This is a genomic window from Pseudomonas chaetocerotis (genome assembly GCF_015712105.2).
GTDB lineage: Bacteria > Pseudomonadota > Gammaproteobacteria > Pseudomonadales > Pseudomonadaceae > Aquipseudomonas > Aquipseudomonas chaetocerotis.
Map to the genome: position 1 here is coordinate 85,631 of NZ_JACFYX020000007.1, position 18,584 is coordinate 104,214.

Below are 18,584 nucleotides of genomic sequence, written 5' to 3' on the forward strand. Positions count from 1 at the left end.
ACGAAGCCTGCGCTGGCGGCCCCATGCTACTTGAGTACTGGGTAGTCGATCCGTAGGGCGTACTCGCGAAGCAGTACGCGACGCACGCCACCACCTTGATCATGCCGTGCTTGGCTCGAGCGCAAGCTGCAATTCAATAGGTCGGGATCGCTGGTGCGCACGGCGCACCCTACCTGGGACGCCGCCATGCTTGTGTAGGGTGCGCCGTGCGCACCAGCGCTCTTACAGAGCCGGCCAGAACATCAGGGTCAGCACGAACATCCCGGCGTAGAAGGCGATCTCCAGGGTTTCCGTCCACGGCTGAATGCGCCTGAGCGCGCCGTGTACGTGCACCAGCACCATCAACAGGGCCACCGCTGCCAGAATCTCGAAGGTAGTGTGCAGCGCTTCGCCGGTCAGCGCGGCGCGCAGCATCAGGGCCTCGACGATAAGGATGAAGGCGCCCAGGCAGCGTCCGAAATACACCGCCAGGTCGATGTCCTGCGGAATGCGCCAGCGCATCAAACGGGCCCAGGTCAGCGGCACGAGGAAGATGGGCAGCGCGAAGACCAGCGTGGTGCTGACCGCCAGCATCAGCAGGTAGGATTGAGCCGATTCGCTCCAGAGTCCGATCATCAGGTTTTTCTCTTTCGATCCCTAAAAAGAACGGGAGGCCCTCGGGCCTCCCGTCATCTGCAAGCCGCGTTACTTACCAGCTCAGTACCGCACCGACGGCGAAGGTGTCGGTGTCCTCGTTCAGACCGCTGCCTGCGGCGGCATCGATCTGGTACTGGTTGTACTCGGCGACCAGCTTGAGGTTGTCGTTGATGGTGCGGAAGTAGGCGATGCCACGGGTCTCGTAGTCCGCCGCCACGCCCAGGCCGTTGCCGTCGTCCTCGGTTTTGCCGTAGGACAACGCCACGCGGTTCTTGCCCCAGGTGTAGGAGCCCTGCAGCAGGTAACCGTCGCTGTCGATATCACGCAGGGTCGGCTCGCCCAGGTTGTTGGTGAAGAACGGGTTGATGCCCTTGGCCTGGAAACCCGAACCGGTCAGCGACAGGCCGCCGAACTTGGCCTGCACGCCATAACCCAGGCCCTTGGAAGTTACGCTGTCGACGGTGTCATCGGTGTTCTCGGAAGTCTGGTAGGCACCGTTGACCCAGGTGTAGATGGTCGAGCCACCCACGTCGAACTGGTAGCTGACTTCCGATTCGAAGCGCGGATTTTCCTGGTAGGCCTTGCCCGTGGCGCTGTCGTCGTTGGTGTCGACCGGGTCCATGATGCCGACCGCGACACGCAGGCCTTCGGCCAGGTTGTTGTTGCGGTAGGTGATCTGCGAAGTCGGGAACGGGTACGGATAGCCGGTGCCGATGTTGCCGAAGGACACGCCGGTGCCGTCCACCAGACCGAGGGTGTCGGAGACATTGCCGTAACCGGCCAGCAGTTCGTCGAGGAAGATGTTGGAGCGCGAGAACAGACCGAAGTCCTTGCCCACCAGTACCTCGCCCCACTCCGGGTTGGAAACGGTGCCGTAAAACTGGCGAACGTCGATGGCGGTATCGGTGCCGTTGGTTTCGCTGTCGTTGATGGTGACCCAGAAGGACGAGCGGCCGGTCAGTTTCAGATCGTCGATCTGCTTGCCGAAGTTGAAGCCGATCCAGTTGGGCAGAAAGCCCATCTTCACCCGCGACTGGCGACGGTCGAACTGCTCGCCGTCACGATCCACGTCGCTGTTGACATAGAAGGCGTTGATATAGCCGTCGGTGGAAAACGTGGTGTCGTCCTTGTCGTACAGGACGATCTCGGCGGCAGCCTGCTGCGCAGTCGCCAGCGCGACGGCAGTGGCCAGGGTCAGGGGCAGAAGTCGAGTGATGGCGATCTTGTTGTTGTGCATAACGCTCTCCGCTTGAGTGGCGACCGCCAGGGCAGTCGTGTCGGAGGCGATTATCGAAAGCAGGTCCGGCGCGCCATACGCTGCCTTGGCAGTGGTTCGCTGCTGCTTTGGCCGAGCGCTACCGGCTCGCTTCCGCCGGCTCGCGACCGACCTGCTACCGGTAGTGGGAGAAAGGTCGTAGTACCGGATCAGCCCAAGGGCGTAGGAAGACCACAAGAGCGAAACCGCAGCAGCAGCGCCGCAAGAGCAGCGACGGCGACGCGACAGCAAAGGGCTTCACCGCGGGACGGGTCGCCTGCACAAAAGGGCATGGGAAATTCGCGCGGAGTCGCGTGATATGAGCGCTGCGCAGCGCTCCGCCTAAGCGGGTGACGGCGCCCCGGTGGCCAGGATGCGCCAGTCGCTGGCGCTTAGCAGTTGCTTGTATGCCTCAAGCAGAGCGCCCCTGGTCAGGGCTGGCAGCGCCTGCTGCACCCGTTGCAGGTGCACCTCGGGCAAGCCTGCCAGATGCAGCTGCCACAGCTGTTCGGCACGCGCCACGTTGGCCTTGGCCGGGCTCAGTGCGGGCTGCAGAGCCTCGCGGCATCGCGACACGGCTGCGTCGTCCAGCGCTGCGAGCAGTTGACGCTGCTCGCCCAGAAAAGAGCGGATATGGTCGAAGATGCCAGCTGCCTCGCACACCGGCGACTGCAGGGCAAACAGCAACCCCCGACAGCCTTCCACCTGGCGGAAACCGGCGAACAAGGCATAGCCCAATTGCAACTCGCCACGCAGGCGCTGGTAGAAACGCCCCTGCAGTACCTGCCCGAGCAAGCGCCAGGCGGCCTCGGTAGAGGCATCGCCGGCAGGCAGCGGGCAGAACAACAGCAACGCGGCATCCGTGCCTGGCTGCGCGACCTGATGCCAGTCGATCCCGGTCTCGATGCGTGGCGTGAGCGGCAGATCCGCAAGCGCTTCGACAGCCGCGCACAGCTCGGCCAGTTGCGCCTGTTCACTCGCCCCAAGCCCGATGCTCAGCCCTTCCAGCCGCGATGCCACGGGCAGCTCGCAGAGCAGCGGCAAACGCTGCAGCAGCGCCCGTAGCAGCATGCCCTGGGAAGTGGGCGCATCCAGTTCATCGACAGGCGCCAACAGTAGCGGCACCAGCCGTGCGCTGAAATCTGGCAACAGCGGCGCGGGCCCACGCAATGAAAGGGTCCAGCCCGTTGCTTGCACATTCAACTGGCTGTCGATGCCAAGCCGCTCACCGCGCCAGCGCAGATCAGCGCTGCACGCCAGCAAAGCCGCCTCCATGACAGCCGCCTCAGCGGTGCCTGAACAGGGGCCACGCCAGTAAAGCGCAGCCGGCCCACCTTCGGCCTGCCCTGGATGATGTCGCATCGCGGCCAGCGGCAGAACGGCCGATTTCACGGCAGCACCAGCCAGCAACGGATCATTGCCAGGCAGCTGCCATTCGCGCTTCGGTACCGACGCCGCTGCCTGCATCGGCAAGGCCTGCAATGGCAACGCCAATCCGATTGCCGGCCACTGGGGCTGCGCCTGCTCACTGCACTGCAATTCGATCAGTCCGTCACCGCGAGCCAGGCAAGCCAGCAAGGCATTCAGGCCGCGCAAGGTGTGACTATCGTCCTGAGCAGGCGATTGCAGCTCCCTGGCCAGCGCCAACGGGCTGAGCCCGAGCAACCTGAGCGCGGCGGCCTGCTGGTGGTGCTGCAGCCGCAACGGCCAGTCTGCATGGCCATGCAACTGCGCAGCCCAACTCCGTAAAACCTCGCGCAAGGTCGCGCCCTGCTCCGCTGTGGCACCCGGAAAGTCCAGACGCAGCAGGCATTGCCCCTCGTGCAGATACAGCGCCCGCGCCTGCAGCTGCCGACACAACTGCAGTGCTCGCAAACTGCTCAGCAGACCGTCAGGTCCAGGATCATGCAGGGTATCCAGCAACAGCTGCAATGACACGTCCAGGTCGCGAGTATCGAGCTGAACGGCAACGCCCAGGGACACCCCGGAACGAATGTGTTGCAGGTGCATGCATGGCGCCCGCAGCGGCAGCAGGTCGGCCGGCGGCACGGAACAGCCGGCGCCCTCGCCCGGCGGCAAGGCCCCGAGCAGCACCTCGGCGATATCCAGCAACTGCTCTGCCGGTTGCGGCCCGACCAGGGTCAGGCACATCTGCCGAGCCTGGTAGTGACGCTGATGATGATCACGCAGCGCCTGCTGAAACAGCGGCGACTGCACATCCAGTGTGCTGCGATCCCCGGCCAGAAAGTCGCCGCAACGATGCCCGGCGGCGAGCGCCTGGCCCAGGGCATGATCGATACGACTGTCGGCATCCTGAGTACGCGCCTGGTATTCGGCGTGCAGCACCTCGCGCTCGCGCAGCTGCGCGTCGATCTCCAGCAGCGGCTGGCGGAGCATATCCAGCAGACGCGTCAGCGCCGGCTGCAGCAACCCGCCCGGCAGCTCGCAGACGAAATCGGTATGTCGCGCCTGGGTCGAGGCATTGACCAGCCCGCCATGGCGCTGAACGAAGGCCATCAAACCCTGGTCGCTCGGGTAATCGCGGCTACCGAGAAACAGCAAATGTTCGAGAAAGTGCGCCAGGCCAGGATAGGCCGCTGGCTCGTCATGACTGCCCGCCGCCACCCGCAGGCACAATCCCACCCGCTGCGCCCAGGGCTGTTGCTGCGCGCACAGCAGCGCGCCATTGGCCAGGCGCCGGGTAACGGAGGTGTGATCAGACATCGACGGATCTCGCGGCAGCTTGCCGTCAAGCCTGCCCATTGCACCACTGCCGGGCAATGCTGCTTTGTGCCAAGACAGACCGATACGTTGGTCGCAATGCCCAGAACGTCTGGAGAGCCCGGTAGCTATGTGCGGCAGCGGACAGACGCCCCGCCTGTTTCAAGGCCTGATGACTGTTCACGCATCTGGATCCGCGCAACGGCATGCTGGCAACCCTGGAGTGATTCCTCTGCGCTGGCCTGTCCGAACGCTGACGCCGCACGCCAGGAAGCATATGGATACTCAGTGGTCTAGCCTCATCCGGCGATTATGGCGCTCTACGCCTCGTACATTCGAATACGAGGCCGTCCTGCGCTCTGAACTGTTCAGTGCCGAGCAAATGGCGAACCATGGTGTCGAGCTCGCACATCAACATCGACTCAGCCAGCACACCACCTCGGACGCCTTGCTGGAGCGACTGACCGAGAACGCCAGGGTACTGGCGAGCAGCTGCCAGGCCATGACGGTCGCGACGCTTTCCAGCCAGCGGGCTACACCCGCCGCCGAGTGGTTGCTGGACAATTTCTATCTGATCGAAGAGCAGATCCGTACCGCCCAGAAGCACCTCCCCAGAGGCTACTGCCGTGAGCTGCCTGGGCTGTCTCATGGGCCATCGTCCACCCTGCCCCGCGTTTATGACATCGCCCTGGAAACCATCTCCCACGGCGATGGACGGGTCGACAGTGAAAGCCTGGGGCGCTTCATCACCGCCTATCAATCCATCACTGCGCTGAGCCTGGGCGAACTGTGGGCCGTGCCCATCATGCTGCGCCTTGCTCTGATCGAAAATCTGCGCCGTGTGGCCGCACGGGTGATGGCCAGCTGGAACGATCGCAACCTGGCGAATCATTGGGCAGACCGCTTGAGCGAGACCGCAGAGCGCGATGCCAAGAGCATCGTGCTGGCCGTAGCGGACATGGCGCGCTCACCACTGCCCATGACGAGCTCATTCGTCGCCGAACTGGCGCGCCGGCTGCAGGGGCAAAACACGGCACTCATGCTGCCGCTGACCTGGATCGAGCAGACACTGGCGGAGTCCGACCTGAACATAGAGCGTCTGGTGCAGCTGGACGCGCAATCACAAGCGGCCGAACAGGTCTCCATCAGCAACAGTATCAACAGCCTGCGCATGCTCTCGGCCACCGACTGGCGCAGGTTCGTCGAGCGCATGAGTGGCGTGGAGCAGGTGCTACGCGAGGACCCTACGGGTATCTACGCGCGCATGGACTTCGCCACGCGCGATCACTATCGGCATGCGGTGGAGCGGTTATCCCGGGCCTGTCAGCACGACGAGACAGCCGTCGCGCGTGCGGCGCTCGACCTGGCCGCTGGCGCACCGCCTGATATCCCGCGCATGGCCCATGTCGGCTTCTACCTGGTCGATAAGGGCGTACCGGTACTGGAGCGACAGCTCGGCGTGCGGTTGTCACTCATCGAGCGGGGGCAACGGCTGCTGAGCCGAGCGCCACTGTATTTTTTTCTGATTCCGGCCCTGCTGCTCACCGCCCTGCTGGCCTGGCCTCTGCTGGCCCTGGCGCATGCCGATAATTGGTCGCTGGTGTACCTGGCCATGCTCAGCGTACCGCTGCTGGTGATGACCAGCCGCCTGGCCATCGGCCTGGTGAACTGGCTGGTGACCCTGACGATGCCGGCGAACATGTTGCCGCGCCTCGATTACAGCGAGGGCATTCCCACGGATGCCTGTACCCTGGTGGTCGTGCCGACACTCATTGGCAGCGCGCTGGATGTCGACGAGTTGGTGGAAGGCATGGAAGTGCGCTACCTGGCCAACCGCGACAGCAATCTGCATTTTGCCCTGCTCACCGACTTCCTCGACGCGCAGCAGGAAACCCAGGATGAGGATGCGCCGCTGCTGGAGCGGGCCAGCCAGGCAATCGAAGCGTTGAATGACAAGTACCCGGCCATGGAAGGCAGCCGGTTCAACCTGCTGCATCGACCCAGACGCTGGAACCCGACTGAACGCCGCTGGATGGGGCATGAACGCAAACGCGGCAAGCTGAGCGAGCTCAATGCCGTGCTGCGCGGCCAAGGACGAGAACGCTTCGCCTCGATCGTCGGCGATCTGGCGAGGTTGCAGCAGACTGTCTACGTGATCACCCTGGACACCGACACGCAGCTACCGCGTGATGTCGCACGCCAGCTCATCGGTACCCTCGCTCACCCGCTGAACGTGGCACAGTTCGACGCCAGCCAGCGACGCATCATCAGCGGTTACGCCATCCTGCAGCCACGGGTCGGCATCAGCCTGTCGAGTATCGCGCGCTCGACATACGCCCACCTGTTCGGCAGCGATGCTGGGGTCGACCCTTACACACGCGCCGTTTCCGATGTCTATCAGGATCTGTTCAGCAATGGCTCGTTCATCGGCAAGGGCATCTATGCCGTGGATGCCTTCGAGCGCGCGCTGGAGGATTGCCTGCCGGCAAACCGCATCCTCAGTCATGACCTCATCGAAGGATGCTATGCGCGCTCCGGCCTGATCAGCGACATCCAGGTCTATGAGGAGTACCCCGCCTGTTACAGCGCCGATGCCAAACGGCACCACCGCTGGATTCGCGGTGACTGGCAGTTGTTGCCCTGGCTGCTCTCATGCCCGCCCTCGGCAGGCTGCCAGAAGGTCACCGGTCTGGATGCCCTGGGCCGCTGGAAGATCTTCGACAACCTGCGCCGCAGCCTTGAGCCGGCTGCTTTTCTCTGCGGTCTCTTGTGGGCCTGGTTCGCCAGCTCGCAGCCACTGCTTTGGGTGCTGGCGATCATTGCCCTGGTGGTCACGCAACCCTTGCTTGGCCTACTGCACGAATTGCTGCACAAGCCACCCGAGGTACCGCTGCGTCTGCATCTGAGCACAACCCTGCGCAGCAGCGGATCGAGCTTTCAGCGAGCCCTCTTGCCGCTGGTCTGGCTACCGTTCGAGACGCTCAACAGCCTGGATGCGATTGGCCGAACGCTATGGAGAATGCTGGTCAGCCATCGCAACCTGCTGCAGTGGAACCCTTCTCGGCAAGTCGAGCGCAGCAGTCGTAACGATCTATCCGGGCTGTATCGCCTCATGTGGGTATGCCCAGCGCTGGCCGCCGGCCTGTTCATTCTGCTGGTCATGCACCCTATGGCTCTGGCGGTCGCCGCGCCCTTCCTGCTCGCCTGGTCGATGGCCCCCACACTCGCTTGGTGGCTGAGCCAGCCATCTGCATCACCGGCGTTCGAGCCCACTGCACGGGAACGACGCTTCCTGCGCCAGCAGGCCCGGCGGAACTGGGCATTCTTCGAGGACCTGGTCGGGCCTGCGGACAACTGGCTGCCGCCGGACAACATCCAGGAACAGCCGGTGGCCGTCACCGCGCATCGCACCTCCCCCACCAACATGGGGATGGCCCTGCTCGCCCATCTGGCGGCTCATGATTTCGCCTATATCAGCGGCGGGCACTTGCTCTCTCGGCTGGAGCACATGCTGACCAGCATGGCCCTGCTGCAGCGTCATCGCCGGCATTTCTACAACTGGTACGACACGCTCACCCTGAAACCGCTGCCGCCGCATTACATCTCGACGGTGGACAGCGGCAACCTGGCCGGTCTGCTCATGACGCTGCGCCAGGGACTGCTGGAGCTGCCTGATACGCAGGCGGATGACGCGCGCACGCTGCAGGGCCTCAGAGATTGCCTCGATGTCCTGCAGGAAGCCGTGCTGGATGCCGGCCTGGATGAACAGCTTCTGGACGAGCTGTTCAAGGTATTGGCAGCACCAGCGCTCACGTCCGAGCCCCCGCACGACCTGCTGCCTACCCTGCAGCGCCTGCTCGAGCAGGCCGAGAAACTGACCGTGCCCCTGAGCCGGCAAGAAGAACCCAGCTACTGGCTACAGGTGCTGAGTGCGCAATGCCGAGACCTGAGCGCTGAAATGTCCAGCCTGCTCCTGCCAGGCGACAGCTCGCGGCTCGTCAACTGGCGGCAACTGGCAACGCTCGAAGCCAACGACTGGCCAGCAGAAGAGCAGGTGTCAGCACGCAGAGTCAAAGCCTGCGCAATGGAGCGAATGGTCCAGGTAGAACGCCTGGCCACATTGGCTGGCGACCTGGCAGACATGGATTTCACCTTCCTTTACGACCCGCAGCGAGACCTGCTGGCCATCGGTTACAACGCCGATGAACAGCGTCTCGATGGCGCCTACTACGACCTGCTGGCCTCGGAGGCGCGGCTGACCAACTTCGTGGTGATTGCCCAGGGTCAGTTGCCCCAGGAGGGCTGGTTCGCCCTTGGACGCCTGTTGACCAGCAGCGGTGGCGTCCCGGTGCTGCTGTCGTGGACCGGTTCCATGTTCGAGTACCTCATGCCGCAGCTGGTCATGCCCAGCTACCCAAGAACCTTGCTGGACCAGACCTGCAAGGCTGCAGTGGCGCGCCAAATCGATTATGCCGGCAAGCTCGGCCTGCCCTGGGGCATATCCGAGTCGGGCTATAACGCCCTGGACACGCAGTTGAACTACCAGTACCGAGCGTTTGGTGTGCCAGGTCTTGGCCTGAAACGGGGGCTCGGCGATGACATCGTCATCGCCCCCTACGCATCGGCTCTGGCACTGTTGGTGGCACCTGCCGAGGCGTGCCGAAACATGCAGGCGCTGGCTGGCATGGGCATGGCGGGTCGCTACGGCCTGTATGAGGCGCTGGATTTCACCAGCGCGCGTTTGCCTCTGGGGCGAAGCTCAGCGGTGATCCAGTCGTTCATGGCCCATCACCAGGGCATGAGTTTCCTGGCACTTGCTGCCGTGCTGCTCGAGCGCCCCATGCACCGGCGCTTCGAGGCCGACCCGCAGTTCCAGGCCACGGCCTTGCTGCTCCAGGAGCGCATGCCCAAGAGTGCGACTCAATACCTGCATGCACCCCAGGTGGCGCAGGAAGAAGCGGCGACTCGCGTCGATGAAAGCAAGTTGCGCGTCTATACCCAGCCTGATCGCGCCCACCCTGCCGTCCAGTTGCTCTCCAACGGCCATTATCACGTGATGATCAGCCATGCAGGCGGCGGCTACAGCCGATGCAACGAGCTCGCCGTCACCCGTTGGCAGGAGGACGTTACCTGTGATGCCGCCGGGACGTTCTGCTACCTGCGCGACACCGCCAGTGGTGCATTCTGGTCGAGCGCATTCCAACCGACGCTGCAACGTACGGACAGCTTCGAGGCGATATTCACCGATGCCAGGGCCGAATTTCGCGTGCGCCAACAGGATATCGACACCCATACGGAGATCGTCGTTTCCCCTGAGGACAATGCCGAGCTGCGGCGCCTGCATATCAACAATCGTGGCCTTGCGCGTCGCTCCATCGAACTGACCAGCTACGCCGAAGTGGTGCTGGCGCCGCCGCGCAGCGACTCGGCCCATCCGGCCTTCAGCAAACTGTTCATAGAGACCGAGCTGCAAGCGGATCTACAGGCGATTCTGTGTACCCGCCGGCCGCGCTCGAAAACCGAACACACCCCCTGGCTATGCCACCTGCTGGCCGCCCATGGCGTTGATATCGAGGCGATTTCCTACGAGACCGACCGCGCCCGATTCATCGGTCGCGGACGCAACCTGGCGCAGCCAGCGGCCATGGACGTCGAGGACCTCTCGGGTACGGTCGGCGCCGTGCTCGACCCCATCGTGGCGATACGCTGCCGATTCGTTCTGGAGGCTGGCCAGGGCGCCATCATCGATCTGGTAAGTGGTGTCAGCGACAGCCGCAGCGGGTGCCTGCACCTGATCAACAAATACCGCGACCGCCACCTCGCCGATCGCGTTTTCGATCTGGCCTGGACCCATAGCCAAGTGCTGCTGCGGCAACTGAACATCAGTCACGCCGATGCACGCCTGTTCGAGCAGATGGCCGCGTCGATTCTCTACAGCGCGCCTTCGCTGCGCGCGCCCCCTCAGGTGCTGGTGGCCAACCAGCGCAACCAGACAGGGCTCTGGGGCCAGGCTATCTCGGGCGACCTGCCGATCGTGCTGCTGCAAATTTCCAGCGCGGGCAACATCGAACTGGTGCGCCAGCTGGTACAGGCCCATGCCTACTGGCGCCAGAAAGGACTGGTAGTAGACCTTGTGATCTGGAACGAAGACCAGGCCAGTTACCGGCAGAACCTGCAAGACCTGATCCTGGGCCTGGCGACCTCCGGCAGCGAGGCGCATCTGCTGGACAGACCCGGCGGCATTTTCGTCCGCCCGGTGCAGCAGCTGTCCAGCGAGGATCGGATTCTGATGCAGGCCGTGGCACACCTCGTGCTCAACGACAGGCATGGCCGTCTGTCCGAGCAGATCCGCCATCGCAAGGCAGGCCCGGCATTGCCTGCGTTCGACGCGCGCTTGCTGCGCAAGCCCGCGCGCAGCTCAACACTTCCGGAACCAGACCCAAGCCTGCTGCTGAGCAACCCCTATGGGGGATTCAGCGCCGATGGCAACGAGTACGTCATCCATCTGATGCCTGGTCAGCCCACTCCGGCGCCCTGGGTCAACGTGATCGCCAACCCTCACTTCGGCACGGTGATCTCGGAAAGCGGCAGCGCCTACACCTGGCATGAGAATGCTCACGAATTCCGCCTCACGCCGTGGTGCAATGACCCCGTCACCGACGCCAGCGAAGAGGCCATCTACCTGCGCGACGAGGACAGTGGTCACTACTGGTCACCGACTGCCCTGCCCTGTCCGGGAAACGGTCACTACCTTACCCGTCACGGGTTCGGCTACAGCCTGTTCGAGCACGATGAGGACGGCATCCGGACCGAGCTGCGCGTCTACGTGGCGCTGGAGGCGCCGATCAAGTTCTCGCAGCTGCTGGTGCGCAACACCTCGGACCGGCCCCGGCGACTCTCGATCACCGGCTATGTAGCCTGGGTTCTGGGCGAGTTGCGCAGTCAATCGAGCATGCACATCGTCACCGATGCGGACACGGACACGGGCACCCTGTTCGCGCGCAACGCCTACTCGATCGAATTCCCTGGCCGGGTGGCGTTCTTCGATGTCGACATGCCGCTGATGAGCAGCACGGCCGACCGCAGCGAATTCATCGGCCGCAATGGCCACCTCAAGGCACCGGCAGCCATGGCCCAGGAGCAGCTGTCAGGACGCAGGGGCACGGGGCTCGACCCCTGCGCAGCGCTCAGGGTCGGGATCGAACTGGCGCCCGGGGAAAGCCGCGAGGTGACCTTCCGTCTGGGCGCCGAGCAGAGCGCAAAGAGCGCCTCTCGCCTGGTTCAGCGCATGCGCGGCAACGCCACGGCAGCGGTCGAGCTGGAGATCGTACGCACCCACTGGCGCTCGACGCTGGCAGCAGTGCAGATTGAAACGCCCGAGCCGGCGATCGACGTGCTGGTCAACGGCTGGCTGATGTACCAGGTCATCGCCAGCCGCTTCTGGGCACGCAGCGGCTACTACCAGTCTGGCGGAGCCATCGGCTTTCGCGATCAATTGCAGGACGGCATGGCCATGCTGCACACCGAGCCGGCAGCGGTGCGTGGGCATCTGCTGCTGTGCGCAGCCCACCAGTTCCTCGAGGGCGACGTGCAACACTGGTGGCACCCGCCGATGAACCGTGGCGTGCGCACCGGCTGTTCCGATGACTATCTCTGGCTGGCACTGGCAACCAGCCGCTACGTGCAGGTCACGGGTGACCATAGCGTACTCTCGGAAAGCGTTGGTTACCTGGAAGGCCGCGCACTCAATAGCGGTGAGGAATCCTATTACGACCTGCCCAGCCACTCGGCTCTACGAGAGACGCTTTACCAGCACTGCGTGCGCGCCATCGAGCACAGCCTGCGGCGCGGCGTTCATGGCCTGCCACTAATGGGACATGGTGACTGGAATGACGGGATGAACCGTGTCGGTGAACAGGGCCAGGGAGAAAGCGTATGGCTCGGCTTCTTCGGCCATGAAGTGTTGAGCCGATTCGCGACGACCGCCGAACTCAATGGCGACCCGGACTTTGCACGCCGCTGTCTGCAGCAGGCCAAGGCCCTTGGTGAAAGCCTGGAAAGCCATGCCTGGGATGGTGCCTGGTATCGTCGTGCCTACTTCGACGACGGCACGCCGCTGGGCTCGGCCAGCAACGACGAGTGCCGTATCGATTCCATCACCCAGAGCTGGTGCGTACTCTCGGGCGCGGCCCCCGAGAAGCGCCAGCGCATGGCCATGGCGTCGCTCGACCGTCACCTGTTTCGTCGCGACATAGGCCTGATCAAGCTGCTCACGCCGCCTTTCAATAACGGCACCACGGACCCTGGCTACATCAAGGGTTATCTACCCGGCATCCGCGAAAACGGCGGCCAGTACACCCACGCTGCGGTCTGGGCAAGCATGGCCTTCGCCGCGCTGGGCGACAGCGCGCGGGCCTGGGAACTCCTGCACGCCATCAACCCCATCACTCATGGTGACAGTGCCACTGCGATTGCGACCTACAAGATCGAGCCCTACGTGCTGGCTGCCGATGTCTACGGCATGCCGCCGCATGAGGGGCGTGGCGGCTGGAGTTGGTACACCGGCTCCGCCGGGTGGATGTACCGTTTGATCGTCGAGTCCTTGCTCGGTGTGCAACGCAACGGCGCCTGCCTGCATATTCGTCCGCTGTTGCCGGCACATTGGCCCGGTTTCACCTTGCACTACCGCTATGGCGCCACGCCTTACCGAATCACGGTGCTACGCACAGAGCAGAAAGAACAGACGATCGACTTCGATGGCATCCGTCTTGAAGGCGATAGGGTGCCAATGCGTGATGATGATCGGGAACACCATGTGGACATCAAGCTGCCGCTGAATCTCATCGGCAGCCCTGACCCCGTCATGCCGCCCACTCAGCCTTTGGGCATCATGGAGTAACCTCAAATGAGCAGACTACTTGGCGACATCATCAAAGGAAAATGGCGGCAGCTGGCTGGTCCGGCCATGGTCAACTGGGATGAGTTGACCCTTGATGAACTGATCAAATCCGAAGGGGATCAAGATAAATTGACCCACCTCGTAGAGGCACGCTACGGCATGACCCACGAAGAAGCAGAAAAACAGGTGCTGAGCTTCTTCGAGCGCAATCGCACCACCTGATACCTACACACGTCTTGCAGACGCAGCCTGCTGGAATGACCGAGCAGACGAGCAAAAGCCACCAGCCGAGCTAGCTATCCATCAAGTCATCTTGCAAGTCTCGTGTCGATTGTTCGCGCCTATCGCGCCTGAGAAGTCGACGTTCACGCTGCTCAACCTCTTGCTGGTGGCTGCTCGAATCAGAGCTCCCGGGCAAGTACTGGTCAGCTGGTTTACTTGGTTGGTCAGATTTCTTGGGCTTGTGCATATCGTTCACCAATCGGAATTATCCGACGCGAAGCAGACGCGCCATCCATATGGATACTGCCACCCAGTATTCACTCGATCCGTACGCTGGCACGCATACGCTGCGGTCTTCACCCGATAGACTGCACTGCACCGAAATGAGGGATACCAGCATTCATCGGTGATGCCATGGCTGGCTGCAGAATGAATGAAAGATCAGCACGCAATGGCACAAGTAGCACCGCTGGTTTGACTGTTTGCGGGCTAGCCCAAGGACTTGATGCAACATGTCAGTCGGTAAGTAAATTATCGACCGGAGGCCCTTAAGACGATGATCGATTCCCTGATGTTGAGCGTGGCACGTATCACCACCATTGCGGGTACGCAGGTGCTGACCAATGCCAGCGGCTTCTTCTTCGCCCGCGATGAGCGCCTGTTCCTGGTCACCAGCCGCCACGTGTTGATCGATGAGCCCACGGGCCATCACCCGGACAGCCTGGAGATAGAGGTCCACACCGATTCGAACAACATGGCCAGCTCCACTGGCTTTTCCATCCCTCTTTACCGCAACGGCGGCAGTCTATGGCGCCAAGGCCTGGATAGTGCCGGCGAAATCGATGTGGCCGCCATCGAAATCGAGCGTTCAGCACTGCCCGGTGCCATCGCCTACCACGCGTTCAGACCAGAACATCTAGTGCAGCCTCAGGAACATATCGAGATCGGCGCCCAGTTGCTGGTGGTTGGTTTTCCGCTCGGCTTCCATGACAGCCTTCACCATATGCCAGTGGTACGCCACGCCATTCTCGCGTCCTCTTTCGGCCTTCGCTTTCAGGGTCTCGGTTATTTTCTCACCGACGCTCGCACTCACCGCGGCACCAGTGGCTCACCGGTGGTGATGCGGACCAGCAATCCCGCGGCCGGGCAGCAATCCCTGCCGTGGCGCCTGCTGGGTATTCACTCGTCCCGGGTCGACCTGGGCAGCCGTGACCTGTTGCTCGACGAGGCATTGGGCCTTAACTGCACCTGGTACGCCGATATTCTGATGACGCTGACCGAGCACTGACTTGCAACCTAAGCGCGACAACGCACCGACTGGCCCGTACCAGCCTGTCACAGTCCTCTTCCCGGCACCTCGCACCTTTGCAGTTGCCGGTTTTACCAGAGGTCACCATGCACAAGCCCACCTATCAACAACCGGCCAAGCATTCGGGTAAAGCCGAAGGCCAAACCCAGAAACCGTCAACCGCCAGCACCGCCCAGCCGTTCTACAAGGCGGATCGCGATCCGGTCATCAGCAAGGACAGCTTCGAGGGGCCCGCCAAGTCGCCTCAACAACCCAAGGAAGCGGCCAACCAAGCCAAGCCGCAGGCCACTCAGGACAAGCGCAACGCGCAGAACCGGGAGCCGAAAAAGTCATGAGCCTGCCCAGTACGGATGCCCTCAAAGGCAAATGGCAGCAACAGGTCGGCGCCGCGAAGATCGCTTGGGGCAAACTGACCGAGGACGAGTTGCTGAAAACCGAAGGCCAGGAACAGAAACTGGCTGGTCTGATCAAAGAGCGTTACGCCCTCACGCGTGACGAGGCAGACAAACAGGTCAAGAGCTTCCTGCAGAAATGCAAAAGCTGATCTGACCGCGCACTCCATCGCTCCGCCCTCTGCGGAGCGTTTGGCTTCCTGGCATTCAGCGCCAAGCTCCCCTCTCCTGCCCGCCGCAACAGCTTGCAGCGCTATCGCCAGCTTACGTGCGCAGCCGTACAGATCGGCAGCCCTGTCTACGCCATGCTGATGTCATGTAGAGCACGGACCCACCACTGCGCGCCTGCTAAACCCACCCCATCATCAATAACGCAAGGAGCCTGCCATGAGCCTGGGCACCATTCTGCTGATCGTGCTGATCCTGCTACTGGTCGGCGCCATTCCCACCTGGCCCCACAGCCGCAGTTGGGGCTACATGCCCAGCGGCGCCCTGGGCCTGATCGTCGTCATCCTCCTCATTCTGGTGCTACTTGGCCGGATATGAACCTGGGCCTGCCCACGGTGCGCCAACGCACCGACTGCCAGCCCATGGGCTGCCAAGCTGCATCATCCGGTATCGGCCATAGCCGATACCGGTGCAACGCCCTCCCACCGACCATCGGCCAGGCGCCAGCTGCACGCGCATCGCCGCCGGCTTTCTCGCAAAGGACTCTTATCATGCACACGCAACCGCGCACCCTTCTGCTGGCTTCATCGCTCGCTCTGGCCATCGCCACAGCGAGCGGTGGTGCGCTAGCGGAAAACATGTCCCAGGACATCACCGAGGCACGACAGGAAAGCCAGATCTCGACCGCCTACTCCATCAGCCCCTATCTGCGCGCCAGCGACCTCAAGGTTTCGGTGGACAATGGCAAGGCGACGCTGAGCGGCCGAGTGACCGAAGAAGCCAACAAGGAACTGGCCAATGAGATCGCGCTCGGCGTCAGCGGCATCGATTCGGTGACCAACAACATCGTCGTCGATGCTGAGTTCACCCCGAGCAAATCCAGCGGCGAACGCAGCTTCGGCGATACCATCGACGATGCCAGCACCACGGCGGCGATCAAGTCCAAGTTGCTGTGGAGCCGACATGCCGAGGGCATGGATACCAAGGTGGTCACCCGTGACGGCAAGGTCACCCTCAGCGGCACCGTGGGCAGCAGTGAAGCCCTCGAGCATGCGGCCAGCCTGGCAATGAGCTCCAACGGCGTGACTGCCGTCGACAATCAGCTAAAGGTCAAGGCTGACAAACCGGGTATGGTCGACAGCAGCAAGCAGGCCGCCAGCGAAGCCGGCGACGACATCGCCGACAGCTGGATCACCACCAAGGTGAAATCCACTCTGCTCTATTCGCGCAACGTCGGCGGCACGGGCATCGATGTCAGCACCGAGAACGGTGTCGTCACCCTCAGCGGCAAGGTTGACGATAGCGCCGAACGCGCCTTGGCGGTGAAACTTACGGAAAACGTGCGCGGAGTGAGAAGCGTGCAATCGAAGGCGCTGACCTTCTGAGACGAGGACGATATGTCAGGTCAGCCCCAGCAGGCTGACCGGCCATTTCTACTGCAAATTACGCCGCGCTGGCTGCCATGCCTCAGGCAGACCGAAGGACGCTGATGCCGGACATGGCCCGCAACTTAGCTTAACCAGCCGTCACGCCCGCTCTGAACCATATCCACATCCTTGCAGGCACCACTGGAAGCCGTCAGCACTTCACGGACCATGCTGGTTTGCTCGGCACTGCGGGTATTGGCCAACAGCACGCTGCCGCCGGCGGCTATCTCCCCTGGAGTCAGGCTCGGATGCCACGGGACAACAGCAGCGAGGCCGGCGAGGGCACCCAGCAAGGCCCCAAGAAAAGCACCCGAGCCCATCAGCATTGCCGGCGCAAGCAATGGGCCGGCAGTCAGCAAGCCCATGTCCGAGATGACCAGAGCGGCTTGAGCCAGTGCGCCCAATACCCCGCCGACCACAGCGCCGATGGCGCCATAGGTCAGCATCGCGTTGCGCGCCGAGCGGCTTTTGAGACGAGCCGCCAGGCCCAGCGGCGTGTGCTCACTAGCATCCAGTATCTGCAACTGCTCACGTGATAAGCCGCGTTTGAGCAGCTTGGACAGGACGCGATCAGCCGCTGCACGCTGGGCAAAACTGGCGGATACATTATGACGATAGGTGTCCATCGCTCTACTCCCGATTGGCTCCACGCACAAAGCGCGTACGGCTTCAGGCTATTGCCACGGCAGCGCGGCGTCTGTGCGTTCGCGTACCCCCGCACAGCTCAGTGCCGCCGCCCCTGGGTGCGCTAACGCACGGTCGCCACGCCGCGCATGGCGCAACCTGAGCAGAGGCTGTGTCCAGCCTGTCCGGATTCCCCCCATCTGCCGATAAAATTGCGAGGCCGACCATGACCAGACCACACCTGCTGCTGCTTCCGGGATTCCTCTGCGATGCGCGTCTCTGGCAATATCAGGCCGCAGCTCTCGCCGTCACCGCGCACGTTTCGGTCGCCGACGTCAGCGATGAAGACTCCATTGCCGCCATGGCCAGCGCGGTGCTTGCCCAGGCACCGGCTGATGAGTTCGCCCTGGCCGGGTTTTCCCTGGGCGGCTATGTCGCCCTGGAGATTCTCCGCCAGGCACCGCAACGCGTGCTGGCCCTGGCCTTGCTGGATACCAGCGCCAGGCCTGACACGGACGAAAATAGCGAAGCCCGAATGCAGTCGATACGTCTGGCAGCAATGGACTTTCCTGCCGTCATCGAAGGGCTGCTACCCAAACTGGTGCACCCGGCGCATCTGGATGATCCGAGCTTGCTGGAAGTGATTCGTGCCATGGCCAACAGTCAAGGTGCGCAAGCCTGCATCAACCAGCAGCGGGCCATGATCGGCCGTGTCGATAGCCGTCCGGACCTGTATCGAATCGCCTGTCCAACCCTGGTGCTGTGCGGCAGCGACGATGCCATCACACCACCGCCAGTCCACCGGGAAATGGCCGACGCCATCACCGCCTCGCATCTGGCCATTATCGAGACCTGTGGCCATCTGGCTCCGCTGGAGCAGCCGGATGCCGTCTCAAAGGAACTAAAAAACTGGCTCGCGCGGCTGTAGCCG

The 18,584-nt window shown here is 62.9% G+C and carries 12 protein-coding genes; 8 read left to right on the forward strand and 4 right to left on the reverse strand.

Annotated features, from left to right (window positions below; translation table 11 throughout):
* Positions 1-222: 222 nt before the first annotated feature.
* The 3 genes from H3221_RS13855 to pqqF form a co-directional block, all read right to left on the reverse strand.
* Positions 223-615, reverse strand: coding sequence for a hypothetical protein (locus H3221_RS13855; protein WP_196475016.1), 393 nt, complete (start codon positions 613-615; stop codon positions 223-225).
* A 73-nt stretch (positions 616-688) separates the two neighbouring features.
* Complete coding sequence (locus H3221_RS13860) at positions 689-1,873, reverse strand: porin (protein WP_196475017.1); 1,185 nt, start codon at positions 1,871-1,873, stop codon at positions 689-691.
* A 360-nt stretch (positions 1,874-2,233) separates the two neighbouring features.
* The gene (gene pqqF / locus H3221_RS13865; RefSeq protein WP_196475018.1) at positions 2,234-4,615 is read right to left on the reverse strand and encodes a pyrroloquinoline quinone biosynthesis protein PqqF; all 2,382 of its coding nucleotides are present in this window, start codon (positions 4,613-4,615) and stop codon (positions 2,234-2,236) included.
* 274 nt (positions 4,616-4,889) lie between these two features.
* On the opposite strand from pqqF, the gene H3221_RS13870 reads away from it, so the two are divergent.
* The 7 genes from H3221_RS13870 to H3221_RS13900 all read left to right on the forward strand — a co-directional run bounded on the left by H3221_RS13870 (position 4,890) and on the right by H3221_RS13900 (position 16,987).
* Positions 4,890-13,511 carry a GH36-type glycosyl hydrolase domain-containing protein gene (locus H3221_RS13870; RefSeq protein WP_196475019.1) on the forward strand — a complete coding sequence of 2,874 codons (8,622 nt, stop codon included), beginning with the start codon at positions 4,890-4,892 and terminating at the stop codon, positions 13,509-13,511.
* A gap of 6 nt (positions 13,512-13,517) precedes the next feature.
* A complete protein-coding gene (locus H3221_RS13875; protein WP_196475020.1) occupies positions 13,518-13,733 on the forward strand; it encodes a CsbD family protein in 216 nt (71 codons plus the stop codon).
* 556 nt (positions 13,734-14,289) lie between these two features.
* Complete coding sequence (locus tag H3221_RS13880) at positions 14,290-15,021, forward strand: trypsin-like peptidase domain-containing protein (protein ID WP_196475021.1); 732 nt, start codon at positions 14,290-14,292, stop codon at positions 15,019-15,021.
* 107 nt (positions 15,022-15,128) lie between these two features.
* Positions 15,129-15,377 (forward strand): hypothetical protein, encoded by a 249-nt coding sequence (locus H3221_RS13885; RefSeq protein WP_196475022.1) that lies wholly within the window; start codon positions 15,129-15,131, stop codon positions 15,375-15,377.
* Positions 15,374-15,586, forward strand: coding sequence for a CsbD family protein (locus H3221_RS13890; RefSeq protein WP_013715900.1), 213 nt, complete (start codon positions 15,374-15,376; stop codon positions 15,584-15,586). Before H3221_RS13885 ends, H3221_RS13890 begins: the two co-directional genes overlap by 4 nt.
* A 235-nt stretch (positions 15,587-15,821) precedes the next feature.
* Positions 15,822-15,980, forward strand: a complete 159-nt coding sequence (locus tag H3221_RS13895) for a DUF3309 family protein (RefSeq protein ID WP_017676990.1) — start codon at positions 15,822-15,824, stop codon at positions 15,978-15,980.
* Positions 15,981-16,153: 173 nt separating this feature from the next.
* Positions 16,154-16,987 carry a BON domain-containing protein gene (locus H3221_RS13900; protein ID WP_196475023.1) on the forward strand — a complete coding sequence of 278 codons (834 nt, stop codon included), beginning with the start codon at positions 16,154-16,156 and terminating at the stop codon, positions 16,985-16,987.
* Positions 16,988-17,112: 125 nt separating this feature from the next.
* On the opposite strand, the gene H3221_RS13905 is transcribed toward H3221_RS13900, so the two are convergent.
* Entirely contained in the window at positions 17,113-17,655 is a 543-nt protein-coding gene (locus tag H3221_RS13905; RefSeq protein ID WP_196475024.1) for a hypothetical protein, read from the reverse strand.
* A 224-nt stretch (positions 17,656-17,879) separates the two neighbouring features.
* Here H3221_RS13905 and H3221_RS13910 point away from each other — a divergent pair, with 224 nt between their 5' ends.
* Positions 17,880-18,581: an alpha/beta fold hydrolase gene (locus H3221_RS13910; protein ID WP_196475025.1), complete on the forward strand. Its 702-nt coding sequence runs from the start codon at positions 17,880-17,882 to the stop codon at positions 18,579-18,581.
* Positions 18,582-18,584: the final 3 nt, after the last annotated feature.